We start from the raw sequence: 13,874 nt of genomic DNA on the forward strand, positions 1-13,874 counted from the left end.
GTAAATATAATGCTTAAACAAAAAAGCGGAACCATAAATAATGATTCCGCTTTTTAATTACTCACTAATATGATATAGGTTATTAAACCGCTTCATGTACGCCTTCGCCTATTTCTTCAATAGTTTTACGGTTAAATGCGTCCAGGTCATCTGGCTTGCGGCTGGTAACTAAACCATTATCAACCACTACTTCCTGGTCAACCCAGTTAGCACCGGCGTTCTTAAGGTCGGTTTGTAATGATGGATATGAAGTTAGCGTACGGCCTTTTATCATACCTGTTTCTATCAGCATCTGCGGGCCATGGCATATTGCCGCCACCGGTTTTCCTTCGTCCAAAAATGCAGATACAAAAGCTACTGCATCTTTATTCTGCCTTAATTTATCAGGATTAAGCACGCCACCGGGTAATACCAGCGCATCATAATCATCCGGACTAACCGCGTCCAGTTGTTTATCTACTTCTACCTCAATACCCCAATCGGTTTTATTCCATGCTTTTATCTTTCCTGTTTTTGGTGATATGATATGCACGGTTGCGCCCGCCGCTGTTAATGCTTCTTTAGGGCTTGTTAATTCTACTTGCTCAAATCCTTCTTCTGTAAGTATTGCTACTTTACGATTACTTAAACTTGCCATAATGATATTTTTTTAATTTTAAATTATTAATTTTAACTATACTAATACTACAGCTCAGTTTAACTATGGTTTTACGAAATTTTAGAAAAAGCGGCAAGCTTTTAAAAATCAGCTTTTTGTGCCGTTGTGTAATTGGGCGTAACTGATAAAATCGGCCGGGAGACCATAATCTTCAGTTCCTTTACGGCGGATAAAATAAAAATCACGGGTTATCTTTAAACCCTCAACGGGTACTTCCACCAGGTCACCTTCTGCCAGTTCCCGGATGATGGACGGACGGGGCATAAAGCCGAGACAATGATCGGCCAGTAAGAAGTTTTTAAGCGCCTCTGTTCCTCCTAAACGAATTTTTATAGAAAGGTCTACAGCTTTTATATTTAAGGCAGATAACGACTTTAACAACGCGTTAAGTGTACCCGAGCCACGTTCGCGCAGGGCAAGCGGCGTTTTAATAAACTGCTTTAAACTAAGCGAGCGTCCGGCCAGCGGGCTTTTTGCAGAGCAAACGGGTATCACCTCGTCGCTCATAAATGGCGTATAGGTAACAGTGGTCAGTTTACTGTCGGCCTCAATAATGCCCAGGTCAACCTCGTGGTTAAGCAATGCATTAAGTATATATTCTGAATTACGGTTCAGCAAACCTACACCCACACTGGCATATTCGCGCTGAAAGCCCGACAAAATGGAAGGCAAAATGTAAAGTGCAATAGTAGTGCTGGCCCCTAAACGCAAATGACCTGCAGCATTAGTTGCATTACTTAATACCGATAGGTCGTACTCTATCTTTCTTTCTATCTCTGTAGCCTGCAGCAGGTATTCATTTAGCTTAATGCCCGCAGCGGTTAACAGGATACTATTCCCCTTTCTTTCAAAAAGAGGCACTTTGTACTGATCTTCCATAGCCTTTATGTGTTTGCTGATGGCGGGCTGTGTTACAAACAGCACTTGCGCAGCCTTGCTGAAGCTAAGGTTGGCGGCAACTTCCATAAAAACTCGGTGGGAGAAGGAGATCATTATAATTTGTTAATCAGTTGCTCTTTACTAATTCCTAAATTAGCTGATGCATCATTCAATATAGAAACAAGTGTACCTAATTTTAAAGGGTTGTGATTAGGGACGGTTAAATGATGCTCGCCTTTTTCAGAAATTAATGTTAAACGGATGTGGCTTCCTTTTTGCCTGCTGATAACATAACCATAACTCGTTAATTCTTTAATTAACGCTGAAGCTGATACGTCTCTTGGAATTTTCATAACTATTATTAGAAGTGTTCAAACCGATTTTGTGAAATTATTTTACGATTTAAACCTTTTCATAGCCCCGTTATGAATTGAGGTTCATTATTGATATTAAAAACAAATATACATTTTTTGTTAAAATATTATAATGTATAGGTTAAACTGTCATTATCTCTTCTTTTACCAAATGCAGGCGGATGATTTTTGGAGATTTTCCATCGTCAAAATGGCACTGAACGGCTTCCCGAATATTGTTGCGCAATTCATCCATATTTTCTCCCTCAGTAAATATTGATTCGCCAATAGCTTTGGCGGTGTATCCCCCCTCTAATGATTCTTCAACCAAGAAAAATAATTCATTCATACTCAAATTTAAGAAATATATTTCACAACAAAGCCCCGCATATTTATAACAGGGCCATGTTGATTTTTTTTGGATTTTAATTACGCCTCTACTGTTTGCCCTATTAAATGGTTAGCCATCAAATATTCGGCAATTTGTACAGCATTGGTTGCCGCGCCTTTGCGCAGATTGTCCGATACTATCCAGCAGTTAAGGGTTTTTTCCTGGCTCTCATCCCGACGGATGCGGCCTACAAAAACCTCATCTTTTTCGTGTGCATCAAGCGGCATAGGGTATTTCAGGTTAGCCACATCATCAACTACTACTATACCCGGTGCTTTGCTTAAAAGCTCAGTTACTTCGGCGATATCAAAATCGTTCTCAAATTCAATGTTTACCGCTTCGGAGTGCCCGCCGATAACAGGGATGCGTACTGCGGTTGCGGTAACACGTATGCTATCATCACCCATTATTTTCCGGGTCTCTTTTATCATTTTCATTTCCTCTTTGGTGTAGCCGTTGTCGGTAAATACATCAATATGAGGTAATACATTCAGGTCAATAGTGTACGGATAAGCCTTAGGCCCGTCAATACCTTTACGTTCGTTAAATAACTGATCAACAGCTTTTACACCCGTACCCGTAACCGATTGATAGGTAGAAACTACCACACGTTTAATTTTATATTTATCATGCAGGGGTTTAAGGGCTACCACCATTTGTATAGTAGAGCAGTTAGGATTGGCAATAATTTTATCCTCAGCGGTAATTACATGGGCGTTTACTTCAGGTACTACCAGTTTTTTGGTAGGATCCATACGCCATGCCGATGAATTATCAACCACGGTAGTCCCAACTTCGGCAAACATAGGTGCCTGCTCCAGCGAAGCGCTGCCACCGGCAGAGAAAAGCGCCAGATCCGGTTTTTGTTTAATCGCATCCTCAACAGAAACTACCTTATATTGCTTACCCTTAAAAGTGATCTCTTTACCAACACTTTTAGCGGAAGCTACGGGAATTAATTCTGTAACGGGGAAGTTGCGTTCTGCAAGAACCTGCAACATTTTAGTGCCTACCAGTCCTGTGGCACCTACTACTGCGACTTTCATTATCTTTTAATTTGTTTTTGGGGTAATAAGCTCTTTAATAAAGAGCATGTTCTGATTTTGTTATGTTGTTTTATTAAGCTGCAAAGATGCGATTTTTTTTAATTGTCTACCAATTTAGTATATAAACTTTGTTTTATCAGCGCGGTGATTTAAGATTTAATTCTCATTGGTAGCCTCAACCCCGTAGCGCATTGCCGCTGAAAGCACATCCATGTTTATATCTTTAAGCCTTTTGAATTTAATGCAATATCCGGTAACGGTTGCCTTGCCAAGTTCTTCGCCATAGGTTTGAGCCAGGTATGCCTTATCCTCTATACCAAGGATATATACAGAAATACCGCTGGTGTTTGCACTCATGCCAATCTGATAAAACTCCCTCGTTTTTCCATCCGCATACTTTATATGGTAAGAACCATATCCTATATCCGGATTGGAAACAATTTTGTTTTCTGTGTTTTTACCATCAAGGAACCATAATTTACTGTCAGCAAATACATGGAGTATAAGCCTGTGCAATTGTTGCATGTCGCTGCGCTTTGATTCAGGTTGATCGTTAATATACTTTCCAATTTGCTCCTGTATATTCATGTTGAATTTGAGGTTGTTTGTTTGGTGTAACTCAAATTACGCTTTATATTTAATCACACCCTAATACAATCTGTAGGCTATCTACATAATTGCTCTTTACTTTTTAGTTCCGTTATTGATATACCTGTACAAATGCGGCACTTGTTTTTTCAAAGTTTAACGTATTTCGCTCAAATTTTTACCTTTGTAGCCAAAGCTGAAACTGCATGAGCGAAAAGATTTTAGTGATAGGCGCCAACGGGCAAATAGGAACCGAATTGGTGAATACTTTGAGAAATATACACGGCGCCGAAAATGTTATAGCATCCGATATTAATAGTCCTACCTACGCCATCAGGAACAGCGGGCCTTTTGAGTTTGCCAACGTTTTGGATAAAGATAATTTGCATCATTTATTTGACAAGCACCGCCCCACGCAGGTTTATTTGCTGGCGGCCATATTATCCGCCGTAGGCGAACAAAAACCAAAGGTTGCCTGGGATCTGAACATGACCGGACTGATACATATACTTGATTTCGCGGTGGAATTTAAAACAGCCAAAGTATTTTGGCCAAGTTCCATAGCGGTTTTCGGGCCGCATTCGCCAAAATTTAATACTCCGCAATATTGCGTTATGGACCCTAACACCGTTTACGGTTTTAGTAAACTGGCCGGGGAGCGCTGGTGCGAGTATTATTATGCTAAACATGGTTTAGATGTACGCAGCATACGCTACCCGGGTTTAATAGGCTGGCGCGCGTCACCGGGTGGTGGTACTACCGACTACGCCGTTCATATTTTTCATGAGGCTATTAAAAATGGTAAATACGAAAGTTTTTTAACGGCTGATACTGCCCTGCCTATGATGTATATGGATGATGCCATAAGGGCAACTATATCATTAATGGACGCCCCGGCCAAAAACCTGAGCATACGCTCCAGTTATAATTTAGCGGGAATAAGTTTTACCCCTGCTCAGCTGGCCGATGAAATAAAAAAACACTTACCTGAATTTGAAATAAGCTATAGCGGCAATGATCCGCGGCAACCAATAGCAGATAGCTGGCCAAAGTCAATAGATGACAGCCAGGCACAGCATGACTGGGGCTGGCAACTGGAATTTGATTTGCCGAAGATGACATTTGATATGCTGGATAACTTAAAGAAGACAATTTAACTGATGCCTGCCCCTAAAGGGAATATGGTTATATTTGACAATTAAACAAAAACCCGCCTTTTAATATTAAGGTTAAGGGAAATTATAAATATGGGAAGAGCATTCGAATTCCGTAAAGAAAGAAAATTTAAGCGCTGGGCTAAAATGGCCGTTCAGTTTACCCGCCTGGGTAAAGAAATTGTAATGGCGGTAAAAGCCGGCGGCCCCGATGTGAGTGCAAACTCGCGCCTGCGTACCGCTGTGCAAAATGCCAAGGCCGTAAATATGCCTAAGGACAGGGTTGAAGCTGCCATAAAACGCGCAACCAGCCGCGATGAAAAAGATTATGAAGAAATAGTTTATGAAGGTTACGCGCCGCACGGCGTGGCGATATTGGTAGAAACTGCTACCGACAACACCAACAGAACAGTTGCCAACGTGCGCAGCTATTTCACTAAATATGGCGGCTCATTAGGTAAAACCGGGTCGCTTGATTTTATTTTTAGCCGTAAATCTGTTTTTACATTTGATCCGGGCGACCGTGACCTGGAAGAACTGGAATTTGACCTGATAGATGCCGGACTGGAAGACCTGTTTGTGGAGGCTGATGAAGAAGGAAACGATGTGGCGGTTTTACATACCGCCTATGAAGATTTTGGCAAGATGCAGAAAACACTGGAGGAAATGGGAATTGAAACCAAGTCGGCCAAGTTGGAGCGTGTAGCACAATCATTTACCGATGTGGATGAAGAACAGGCGGCTGAGGTACTAAAAATTGTTGACCGCTTAGAAGAGGACGACGACGTACAAGCGGTTTACCATAACATGGCGGAATAAATACGTTTTTGAATTTTAACTTTTTTAATTAGCAACATGCCATTATTTTCAACACGTAAAGGGGAGAAAAAAGTTAAGGTAACTTTTGCCAATGGTTTGCTTTTTGTTGAAAGGGAAAATGGTAAACAACAGGCTTTTCCGTTGGAGTGGTTCCCCCAATTAATGAATGCCACAGATGAAGAGCGAGGGGATTGGTCGCAAACGGACAAGGGTATTCATTTTAACGCTTTGGATGTAGATATTCCTATACAATAAGGAATTTATTGATCACAATGACTTTTGATGAGTTTTTTAAGAAGAAGAGGATAGATCTAACAGCTTTGCAAGCTGCAGAACCTGCCCTGTACGCTGAATTTAAAACTCACTACGAGCAAATGGGCGAAAAGAGCTTCGACCATACCAAAAAATACTGGTTTAATAAGTTAAGGTTATCCTACCATTTAGCACCGGAGCAAAAGCCCGAAAAAATGCAACTGGAAAACCAGCTGGCCGAACAAACGGTGGTGGAAACGTTAACCGCACCTGTTGAAGCACCATCGCCTAAGGTTGGCTTTAAGCCCCGCTTTAATGCTGCTGCTGTAAATAAGGCAAAGCAACAGCCTGCAGAAGAAAAGAAAGAGGAGGTACCCCTCAACGAAGCCACAGAGCAGACAGACGCTGAACCTAAACCCAAACCTGCTTTTAAGCCAAGGTTTAATATGAAAATGGCGGTGCCAAAAACAGAGCCTGCCGAAGCGCCAAAGCAAGAAAATCCAACAGAACAACCTGCTGAACTGCCAAAGGAAGAAGTTGCGGAGCAAGAGCAACCGGCTGCTAAACCGGCATACAAACCAAAGTTTAATATGAAAAATATTAAACCTAAACCACCGCAGGAGTAAAATTGATTCGAACTGTAAACTTTATAATTTTAATAACATGAACCCGGAAGAATTAATGAACGATAACACCGGCGGAGATATTAATAAAGGCAAAAAGGAAAGCCCGCTGGTGAGCCTGGAAACCGATCTTAAATTTTTTAATGAATCTATACGTGAGGTCGCTGTTGAAATTATGGCGGAGGGTGTATCCATGCATCCCATATTTATAGCGCATCAGCACGAAATGAAGCTGGGCGAAGTGATACTTGATAAGGATGAACTAAATACAGAATGGAGTGTACACGCGTCAACCATTGAGGAGTTTACTGAACGGGGCATTATTAAAAAGGAACTGAAAGAGCGGTTTTTAAAAACGTATAAAGATCCGCATGAGTATATGTGCGTATTTGTGGTAGTACCCGAAGGTGCTAACTTTGTGTATTACCCTTATGTAAAAGAGTAACATTGTAAAGTTGAAACGTTCCGTTATCTTTACCTTATAAAATCAAATCCGCATGTCTGATAAAAAACTCCTGATATTGAACAGTAAGCAAATACAGCAAAAAATTGATCGTATTGCCTACCAGATTCTGGAAGATAATTTTGATGAGCAGGAGATACTGATTGCCGGGATACTACCCCGGGGTAACCAGGTGGCCGACAGGCTAAAGAAGGTACTGGATAACATCGCGCCTTTTAAAAGCCGGGTATTTACCATTCAGTTAGATAAAGAAAGCACCAGCCTTAAAGCCAAAACCAGTTTTGATGTACAGGAGTGTAGTAATAAGGTAGTGGTTTTGGTTGATGATGTGCTCAACAGCGGCAAAACACTGGCCTATGGTTTTGGTGTTTTTTTGGATGTGCCGCTAAAAAAACTGCGCACCGTGGTACTGGTAGATCGCAACCACAAAAACTTCCCCGTTACTACCGATTATGCAGGTATAGCGTTAAGCACCGTAATAAAAGAGCATGTAGATGTTATTTTGGATGTTGAGAACGAGCAGGATGCTGTTTATTTACGATAGCAATTAATTTCCTATAGCCGCTATCAACCCCTCAACAGACATGTTTATGCCGCTTACCACATGTTTTGCCTGCAGGTAAAACCCTTCGCGTTCGGCTAATTTGTGTTCAATAAAACTAATCAGTTCGTCGCCTTTTTTGCCTTGCAGCACAGGGCGGGGTGTTTTGGCATTTTCTAATCTGCCGGCTAATGCTTTTGGTGATAATTGAATATATAATGTTTCGCCGTTAGCGTTCATCCATTCCATGTTATCAAAAAAGCAGGGTAAGCCCCCACCGGTAGATATTATAGCATTTTCGGGATAAGTGGTTTCTTTCAATATGATTGATTCCAGATCGCGGAAGGCTTCCTCGCCATGTACGGCGAAGTATTCGGCAACGGTCATTCCGGCTTTAGCTTCCAGCACGTGGTCAAGGTCAATAAAATCATACCCCAAACCCGCGGCCAGCTTTTTACCCCAGGAGGTTTTGCCGCAACCCATAAACCCTACTATAAATATATGCCTCATTGCTTGCTGAAATAATCTTTCACCAGTTCATCATAACTGGGTAGGCTATGATAATGCCATTTATTGATCACCACGCCATCCCGCATCAGTATAATGCCCGGGTTTGCCCTAACCATACTTTTAAGTGGTACGCCATCGGCATAAAATAATTCGCTTACCAGTTGGTGTTCTTTAGCAAAGGCCTGTGCTGTTTGCGGCGCTGTGGAGGTTAATAATATGGTACGGGTATTATAGTTTTGGGTAAGGTTAATAGCCACAGCGTTTACCCGGTTAAGTGCTGCTGTATTGGTTTTGTTCAGGTCGTAAGCTACAATTACTAGGCTGTAGAACGGATTGGTAAGCAACTCATTATTATAATCATTACCATTGGCATCCTGAATGCTGAGATCGCGTATTTTAGGTTCAAATCCTTTTTTTATGAGTTTGCTTTCAGGGGTGCCCACAACTTCCCAGTTCGCATCTTTCCATATTCCGGTGCTTAAATATTCCTTATCGCTCATCACTTTGGTTTCGCCGCTTTTTTTGTTTTTTAGGTGATAGGTGATCTCAAACTCATCAGGTTTAGCGCCGGGAGGCGTTTTCATTTCTTCCAAAATATTGGCACCTACTTTATACGGCAGAAAATCAAGCACAGGCAAAAAGTTATAAGTATACAAACCTACTCCAACCGATACAATGGCCGCTCCTATCAGTAATTTATCACCGGTTTTTTGTTTAACCAGGCCATGTATACTTTTGCGGTTAACAAAAAGCACCAGTACCAGCACCAGCAACACCATATCTTTACTGAAAGATTGCCAGGGTGTTAGCGGTATGGCATCGCCAAAGCAGCCGCAGGTTTGCACCACTTTAAAGTAAGCCGAATAAAAGGTAAGGAAACCAAAAAAGATGATGAGCAATAGCAGGCCCCAAACTACGGTTACCGCGCGGGTGCCTACCAGCAGGGCAAAGCCCAGCAGCATTTCTAACGCGCATAATATGATGGACAGGCTTAATGCAAAACCATTTAAGAATGTAATATGGAATACCTCAAAATATTCCTCCAGTTTGTAGGAAAAACCTAAAGGATCGTTAGCTTTTATCAGTCCCGAAAAAATAAAAAGAAGGCCGACAGCAATGCGGCAAAACCATACTAAACCATTTTTCATTTTACACCTAATTTTATCAGCGCGAATACCGCGTAGTTCAGCATGTCCTGGTAGTTGGCCTTAACCCCTTCAGATGCCAGGGTTTGCCCTTTATTGTCCTCAATTTGTTTTACGCGCAAAAGCTTCATCAGTATCAGGTCGGTTAAAGAGCTGATGCGCATATCGCGCCATGCCTCGCCATAGTCATGATTTTTGGCGAACATCAGTTCTTTGGTTTCCGTAACCTTTCCGTCAAATAATTCCTCTACGTGTTTCGGGTCAAGTTCCGCAGGCGTTTCCGGGCCACAGTCCAGCTGCATCATAGCTATAACGCAGTAATTTACAATGCCGATATATTCGCTTGTGATATCTTCGTCAACTTTTGACACTTTTTTTTCTTCCAGAGTACGTATACGCTGTGCTTTGATAAAGATCTGGTCGGTGATCGATTCCGGCCTCAGTACGCGCCAGGCTGTGCCATAGTCGCGGGTCTTCTTCATAAAAAGTCCTTTGCAAATGTTTATTACCGCTTCGTATTCTGCTGCTGTGTTGTTCACTTTTGTTGTAATGTTGGAAAGTTTTAAGGTTGAAATGTTTACATAGGCAGGTAAAAAGAGTTATAAAGTAGCTTAACTTTACAACGTTTTTAACCTTACAACATTACAACTATCAAATTGGCTAAAGATACATTTTTTCAGAAAAAAGCAACCCTGAATGCCGGCGGTAAATTAATTAACCTCAGCACTCCGCAGGTAATGGGTATTATTAATTTAACCCCCGATTCCTTTTACAAGGATAGCCGTAAAACTGAAATTGACCCTATATTGAAGCAGGCGGAGAAAATGCTTGCAGAGGGTGCCGCGTTTTTAGACCTGGGCGCTTACTCATCCCGGCCGGGAGCTGAGGATATAAGTATACAGCAGGAAATGGATAGGCTGCTTCCTGCGGTTGAGGCTGTTGCAAAGGCATTTCCGCAGGCTGTATTATCCATAGATACCTTTAGGGCCGATGTTGCCGCCAGTGCCATAAGTGCAGGTGGACATATCATAAACGATATATCGGGCGGCGAACTGGATAAAGAGATGTTTGCTACTGTGGCAAAATTACAGGTGCCTTATATTTTAATGCACATGCGCGGTACGCCGCAAAATATGGTACAGCAAACCGAATACGACGATGTTTTTGCTGAGGTGTATGCTTACTTCGTACAAAAGATATATCGGCTAAAGCAATTAGGAGTCCACGATATTATTATTGATCCGGGATTTGGTTTCGCCAAAAAACAGGAGCAAAGTTATGCGCTGATGAACCGACTGCAGGAGTTTGAAGCCTTGCAGTTACCGGTATTGGCGGGTGTATCGCGCAAGAGGATGATATATAATTTGTTAGGCACTACTGCCGAAGAAGCCCTGAACGGTACCACCGCACTAAACACCATAGCACTTACAAAAGGCGCAAATATACTACGCGTGCATGATGTAAAGGAAGCTGTGGAAGCCGTTAAAATAATGATGGCTTGTAATCAGGATAAAGATAAATAGGAAATCGCCTTTATCGTATCCTGGTATACTCATAAGTGGGGCCATCAGCTATTGAGGTGCCAATAATGATAGTGCCGGGTTTAAACTGAAATGCATCAGTATAATTGATGTCAGGAAATTTAATGGTGCCGTAATCATAGTCGCTTTGATTAGGAGAAACAGAAATACTATACCTGCCGGAGCTTTCTATCTGGTTATCCTTATATTTTATATAAGTGCTATCTGCCTTAAAAACATACTTATTTCCGTTACCGGCGGAGTAATGCTCATCTATTCCCCAACCACCGCCTATGTGACGCAGTTCCCAGGTACCGAATACAGTAGGGTTAACTTTTTTGTCTTTTTTGCAGGCTGTAAAAGCCAGAATGATGGTAATAAGCAGTAAGGTCTTTTTCATGGTGATGTTGTTTACTGATATTACGCAGCTGGGTTGTTGAACGCAACAGGTTTTATTAAGATTTATTCAGCTATAAATTAAAGGTGAACACTTCTAGTTTTTTATTATAAATCAATATCAAGTAGTTAATACCATTATTTTGTGCAATTCTAAAATCGGGTTGCCCTTCATCCGGTAGTGCTTTTTTGTCAAAGTAATTTTGGCCTAAGTTTATTTGTTCCTGTATTTGATTATTTATGGTGCTTTTGCGTATAATGTATAACTTATTTCGTTGGTAATAAGAGAATGCCATAAAATATTTATCGCTATTAAATGCGATTTCAGCATCCTTTATTTCTTTAATCAATGAAAGGGGGGCATATTTCTTGGTATTTATTTCCTTGTTTTTATTAATATCAAATTCGTAAATATAATCGCCACTATCATAACACAAGCCCTTGTAAGAAGATACGTGTCCATCATCGGCCATTTCAAGGGACAAAGTCGAAATGGGATGACCATGATTGCTCATCAGTTTTATTTTATCGTCTCTGGATGCAAGAATAATCTTATCGCCCATAACATTAAAATCATTGATCATATAGCCATTATTGGCTGATACTTTTTTGACTATCCCTGAACGATTGATAAAATAGAGATCATTTATTAAACTTAAATAATATCCTTCAGTGCGCACTCTGATATTACCCGCAGCTATATGAGATTTAAATTTTTCTTTGAGAAAAGAACTGACTTTTAAGTTTTTAGAGATTAGTCCATTTTTTAAGCATATACCTAAAAAATCACCTTTGTTAGCTACATATAGTGTGTCATTATATATGTCAAAAGTATAAACTGATAATCCTTTTGTCAAAGGGTTTTTATTGATATCTAATTCGAGGATTTTCTTTAAACCACCACTTGAATGTAGTGTAGTATTATGCGACTCACATTTAAATCCTAATGCAATTGATAAGCATGAAATAAAAATCAAAATGTAAATTAAGGCTTTGTATTTCATCATCGGTTTTTATCCAACCACTTCCAGCATTTTTAAAATGCTGTCTATGTATTCGCGGTTATTAGCCAATCGGGGTACTTTGTGTTGCCCCCCTAATTTGCCCTTCTCTTTCATCCAGTTGAAAAAAGTACCCGGCTCAACTTTGCGCACAAGCGGGCGGCGCAGTGCCATGTCTTTAAAACGTTTGGCATCATAGTCGGAGTTGATGCGGCGCAGGGTTTCATCAAGCAGGTCAACAAAACGGTCAAATTCAGCGGGTTTCTTTTCAAACTCTATCAGCCATTCATGTGCCCCGCATTCATCCCCGTTAAAGTAAACAGGTGCGGCAGTATAGTCCCGAATAATAGCGCCGGTTTGCGAACAGGCTTCGGCCAGGGCACGTTCCGCATTATCAATTATCAGTTCTTCGCCAAAGGCATTAATATAATGTTTGGTACGCCCGGTTATTTGTATACGGTAGGGAGCTAAGGAACTAAACCGCACGGTATCACCTATCATATAGCGCCATAAACCGGCATTGGTGCTAATAATAAGCGCGTAATTTTTATGCAGTTCTACCTCATCAAGCGTAAGTGTTTTTGGATTATCCTGATTAAGATTTTCTAAAGGTAAAAACTCGTAGAATATACCATAGTCAAGCATCAGCAACAACTCGCCGGGCTCTTCAAGATCCTGTAAACCAAAAAAACCTTCAGAAGCGTTGTAAGTTTCCAGGTAGTACATGTTATCATCGGGGATCAGCATTTTAAACTGCTCGCGGTAAGGTGTAAAGTTAACCGCCCCATGAAAATAAAGCTCCAGGTTGGGCCATACCTCCAGCAGGTTTTTTTTGCCGGTAATTTCCAATATGCGTTTAAACAGCAGGATATTCCAGGTAGGCACACCGCTTATACTGGTCACATTTACATCCTTGGTGGCATACGCCATCTTTTCTATTTTCTCTTCAAAATTCTCCAGCAGGGCTATGTCCAGATGAGGGGTGCGGTAAAACTCGGCCCAAAGCGGCAGGTTTTTCATGATAACCGCGGATAGATCGCCAAAAAAAGTGTCGGCGTTTAACTGTCCCACCTGATGGCTGCCACCCAGGGTTAAACTTTTACCCGTAAAAATTCGCGCGTTTGGTCGGTTGTTAAAGTAAAGGGTAAGCATATCCTTACCACCCTTAAAGTGGCATTCCTCTAATGATTCCTCACTTACCGGTATAAATTTGCTGCGGTCGTTAGTGGTGCCGGATGATTTAGCGAACCAGCGAATCTCTGACGGCCAAAGTACATTTTGTTCGCCCTTAAGCATACGCTCGATGTAAGGTTTTAGCGTATCGTAATTTTGGATAGGTAAACGCTCCTTAAACTGCCCTAAGTTCTCGATGCTTTTATAATGATGTTTTTTGCCCCACTCTGTGTTTTCGGCTCCGGCAATTAATTGCTCAAACCATTCTTCCTGTACCTCGTTAGGGTATTTCATAAAAAGCTCTATCTGGTGGATACGCTTTTTCATAAACCAGGTAAATACAGAGTTAAATAAGGTCATAA

At 41.2% G+C, this 13,874-nt stretch carries 19 protein-coding genes; 7 read left to right on the forward strand and 12 right to left on the reverse strand.

Annotation, left to right across the window (positions count from 1 at the left end; all coding sequences use genetic code 11):
• Positions 1-82 precede the first annotated feature (82 nt).
• From I5M19_RS01230 to I5M19_RS01255, 6 genes are all read right to left on the reverse strand, one after another.
• Entirely contained in the window at positions 83-637 is a 555-nt protein-coding gene (locus I5M19_RS01230) for a type 1 glutamine amidotransferase domain-containing protein (protein WP_214653008.1), read from the reverse strand.
• A gap of 108 nt (positions 638-745) precedes the next feature.
• The gene (locus I5M19_RS01235; RefSeq protein ID WP_235985736.1) at positions 746-1,624 is read right to left on the reverse strand and encodes a LysR family transcriptional regulator; all 879 of its coding nucleotides are present in this window, start codon (positions 1,622-1,624) and stop codon (positions 746-748) included.
• A gap of 26 nt (positions 1,625-1,650) precedes the next feature.
• Complete coding sequence (locus tag I5M19_RS01240) at positions 1,651-1,890, reverse strand: type II toxin-antitoxin system HicA family toxin (protein ID WP_214653009.1); 240 nt, start codon at positions 1,888-1,890, stop codon at positions 1,651-1,653.
• A gap of 142 nt (positions 1,891-2,032) precedes the next feature.
• The gene (locus I5M19_RS01245; protein WP_200063234.1) at positions 2,033-2,239 is read right to left on the reverse strand and encodes a 2-oxoisovalerate dehydrogenase; all 207 of its coding nucleotides are present in this window, start codon (positions 2,237-2,239) and stop codon (positions 2,033-2,035) included.
• A gap of 80 nt (positions 2,240-2,319) precedes the next feature.
• Entirely contained in the window at positions 2,320-3,327 is a 1,008-nt protein-coding gene (locus tag I5M19_RS01250) for an aspartate-semialdehyde dehydrogenase (protein WP_200063236.1), read from the reverse strand.
• Positions 3,328-3,483: 156 nt separating this feature from the next.
• A complete protein-coding gene (locus tag I5M19_RS01255) occupies positions 3,484-3,915 on the reverse strand; it encodes a DUF1801 domain-containing protein (RefSeq protein ID WP_200063238.1) in 432 nt (143 codons plus the stop codon).
• A gap of 206 nt (positions 3,916-4,121) precedes the next feature.
• Here I5M19_RS01255 and I5M19_RS01260 point away from each other — a divergent pair, with 206 nt between their 5' ends.
• From I5M19_RS01260 to I5M19_RS01285, 6 genes are all read left to right on the forward strand, one after another.
• Positions 4,122-5,072 (forward strand): NAD-dependent epimerase/dehydratase family protein, encoded by a 951-nt coding sequence (locus I5M19_RS01260; RefSeq protein WP_200063240.1) that lies wholly within the window; start codon positions 4,122-4,124, stop codon positions 5,070-5,072.
• Positions 5,073-5,162: 90 nt separating this feature from the next.
• Complete coding sequence (locus tag I5M19_RS01265; protein ID WP_200063242.1) at positions 5,163-5,888, forward strand: YebC/PmpR family DNA-binding transcriptional regulator; 726 nt, start codon at positions 5,163-5,165, stop codon at positions 5,886-5,888.
• A gap of 36 nt (positions 5,889-5,924) precedes the next feature.
• Entirely contained in the window at positions 5,925-6,143 is a 219-nt protein-coding gene (locus I5M19_RS01270) for a DUF2442 domain-containing protein (RefSeq protein ID WP_200063244.1), read from the forward strand.
• Positions 6,144-6,160: 17 nt separating this feature from the next.
• A complete protein-coding gene (locus I5M19_RS01275) occupies positions 6,161-6,766 on the forward strand; it encodes a hypothetical protein (RefSeq protein ID WP_200063246.1) in 606 nt (201 codons plus the stop codon).
• Positions 6,767-6,803: 37 nt separating this feature from the next.
• Complete coding sequence (locus I5M19_RS01280) at positions 6,804-7,208, forward strand: hypothetical protein (protein ID WP_200063248.1); 405 nt, start codon at positions 6,804-6,806, stop codon at positions 7,206-7,208.
• 52 nt (positions 7,209-7,260) lie between these two features.
• Positions 7,261-7,770 carry a phosphoribosyltransferase family protein gene (locus I5M19_RS01285; protein WP_200063250.1) on the forward strand — a complete coding sequence of 170 codons (510 nt, stop codon included), beginning with the start codon at positions 7,261-7,263 and terminating at the stop codon, positions 7,768-7,770.
• A gap of 3 nt (positions 7,771-7,773) precedes the next feature.
• Here I5M19_RS01285 and I5M19_RS01290 read toward each other — a convergent pair whose 3' ends face one another.
• From I5M19_RS01290 to I5M19_RS01300, 3 genes are read right to left on the reverse strand one after another with little or no spacing between them, the layout of a single operon-like run.
• Entirely contained in the window at positions 7,774-8,277 is a 504-nt protein-coding gene (locus I5M19_RS01290; protein WP_200063252.1) for a shikimate kinase, read from the reverse strand.
• The gene (locus I5M19_RS01295; protein WP_200063254.1) at positions 8,274-9,425 is read right to left on the reverse strand and encodes a BT_3928 family protein; all 1,152 of its coding nucleotides are present in this window, start codon (positions 9,423-9,425) and stop codon (positions 8,274-8,276) included. The genes I5M19_RS01290 and I5M19_RS01295 overlap by 4 nt, the downstream gene beginning before the upstream one ends.
• The gene (locus I5M19_RS01300) at positions 9,422-9,904 is read right to left on the reverse strand and encodes a DUF1599 domain-containing protein (RefSeq protein WP_214653038.1); all 483 of its coding nucleotides are present in this window, start codon (positions 9,902-9,904) and stop codon (positions 9,422-9,424) included. Before I5M19_RS01300 ends, I5M19_RS01295 begins: the two co-directional genes overlap by 4 nt.
• Positions 9,905-10,078: 174 nt before the next feature.
• Here I5M19_RS01300 and folP point away from each other — a divergent pair, with 174 nt between their 5' ends.
• Positions 10,079-10,945 (forward strand): dihydropteroate synthase, encoded by an 867-nt coding sequence (gene folP / locus I5M19_RS01305; protein WP_235985737.1) that lies wholly within the window; start codon positions 10,079-10,081, stop codon positions 10,943-10,945.
• 10 nt (positions 10,946-10,955) lie between these two features.
• On the opposite strand, the gene I5M19_RS01310 is transcribed toward folP, so the two are convergent.
• The 3 genes from I5M19_RS01310 to I5M19_RS01320 form a co-directional block, all read right to left on the reverse strand.
• A complete protein-coding gene (locus tag I5M19_RS01310; RefSeq protein WP_200063258.1) occupies positions 10,956-11,342 on the reverse strand; it encodes a hypothetical protein in 387 nt (128 codons plus the stop codon).
• Between the two features lie 70 nt (positions 11,343-11,412).
• The gene (locus tag I5M19_RS01315; RefSeq protein ID WP_200063260.1) at positions 11,413-12,345 is read right to left on the reverse strand and encodes a hypothetical protein; all 933 of its coding nucleotides are present in this window, start codon (positions 12,343-12,345) and stop codon (positions 11,413-11,415) included.
• Positions 12,346-12,351: 6 nt separating this feature from the next.
• Entirely contained in the window at positions 12,352-13,872 is a 1,521-nt protein-coding gene (locus I5M19_RS01320) for a GH3 auxin-responsive promoter family protein (RefSeq protein WP_200063262.1), read from the reverse strand.
• Positions 13,873-13,874 lie beyond the last annotated feature (2 nt).

Source organism: Mucilaginibacter segetis, from assembly GCF_016522075.1.
Lineage (GTDB): Bacteria > Bacteroidota > Bacteroidia > Sphingobacteriales > Sphingobacteriaceae > Mucilaginibacter > Mucilaginibacter segetis.

Bases quoted from the DNA above. Each gene is read 5' to 3' on its own strand.
- I5M19_RS01230 (WP_214653008.1), bottom strand. From the start codon at position 637: ATGGCAAGTTTAAGTAATCGTAAAGTAGCAATACTTACAGAAGAAGGA.
- I5M19_RS01235 (WP_235985736.1), bottom strand. From the start codon at position 1,624: ATGGAAGTTGCCGCCAACCTTAGCTTCAGCAAGGCTGCGCAAGTGCTG.
- I5M19_RS01240 (WP_214653009.1), bottom strand. From the start codon at position 1,890: ATGAAAATTCCAAGAGACGTATCAGCTTCAGCGTTAATTAAAGAATTA.
- I5M19_RS01245 (WP_200063234.1), bottom strand. From the start codon at position 2,239: ATGAATGAATTATTTTTCTTGGTTGAAGAATCATTAGAGGGGGGATAC.
- I5M19_RS01250 (WP_200063236.1), bottom strand. From the start codon at position 3,327: ATGAAAGTCGCAGTAGTAGGTGCCACAGGACTGGTAGGCACTAAAATG.
- I5M19_RS01255 (WP_200063238.1), bottom strand. From the start codon at position 3,915: ATGAATATACAGGAGCAAATTGGAAAGTATATTAACGATCAACCTGAA.
- I5M19_RS01260 (WP_200063240.1), top strand. From the start codon at position 4,122: ATGAGCGAAAAGATTTTAGTGATAGGCGCCAACGGGCAAATAGGAACC.
- I5M19_RS01265 (WP_200063242.1), top strand. From the start codon at position 5,163: ATGGGAAGAGCATTCGAATTCCGTAAAGAAAGAAAATTTAAGCGCTGG.
- I5M19_RS01270 (WP_200063244.1), top strand. From the start codon at position 5,925: ATGCCATTATTTTCAACACGTAAAGGGGAGAAAAAAGTTAAGGTAACT.
- I5M19_RS01275 (WP_200063246.1), top strand. From the start codon at position 6,161: ATGACTTTTGATGAGTTTTTTAAGAAGAAGAGGATAGATCTAACAGCT.
- I5M19_RS01280 (WP_200063248.1), top strand. From the start codon at position 6,804: ATGAACCCGGAAGAATTAATGAACGATAACACCGGCGGAGATATTAAT.
- I5M19_RS01285 (WP_200063250.1), top strand. From the start codon at position 7,261: ATGTCTGATAAAAAACTCCTGATATTGAACAGTAAGCAAATACAGCAA.
- I5M19_RS01290 (WP_200063252.1), bottom strand. From the start codon at position 8,277: ATGAGGCATATATTTATAGTAGGGTTTATGGGTTGCGGCAAAACCTCC.
- I5M19_RS01295 (WP_200063254.1), bottom strand. From the start codon at position 9,425: ATGAAAAATGGTTTAGTATGGTTTTGCCGCATTGCTGTCGGCCTTCTT.
- I5M19_RS01300 (WP_214653038.1), bottom strand. From the start codon at position 9,904: ATGAAGAAGACCCGCGACTATGGCACAGCCTGGCGCGTACTGAGGCCG.
- I5M19_RS01310 (WP_200063258.1), bottom strand. From the start codon at position 11,342: ATGAAAAAGACCTTACTGCTTATTACCATCATTCTGGCTTTTACAGCC.
- I5M19_RS01315 (WP_200063260.1), bottom strand. From the start codon at position 12,345: ATGATGAAATACAAAGCCTTAATTTACATTTTGATTTTTATTTCATGC.
- I5M19_RS01320 (WP_200063262.1), bottom strand. From the start codon at position 13,872: ATGACCTTATTTAACTCTGTATTTACCTGGTTTATGAAAAAGCGTATC.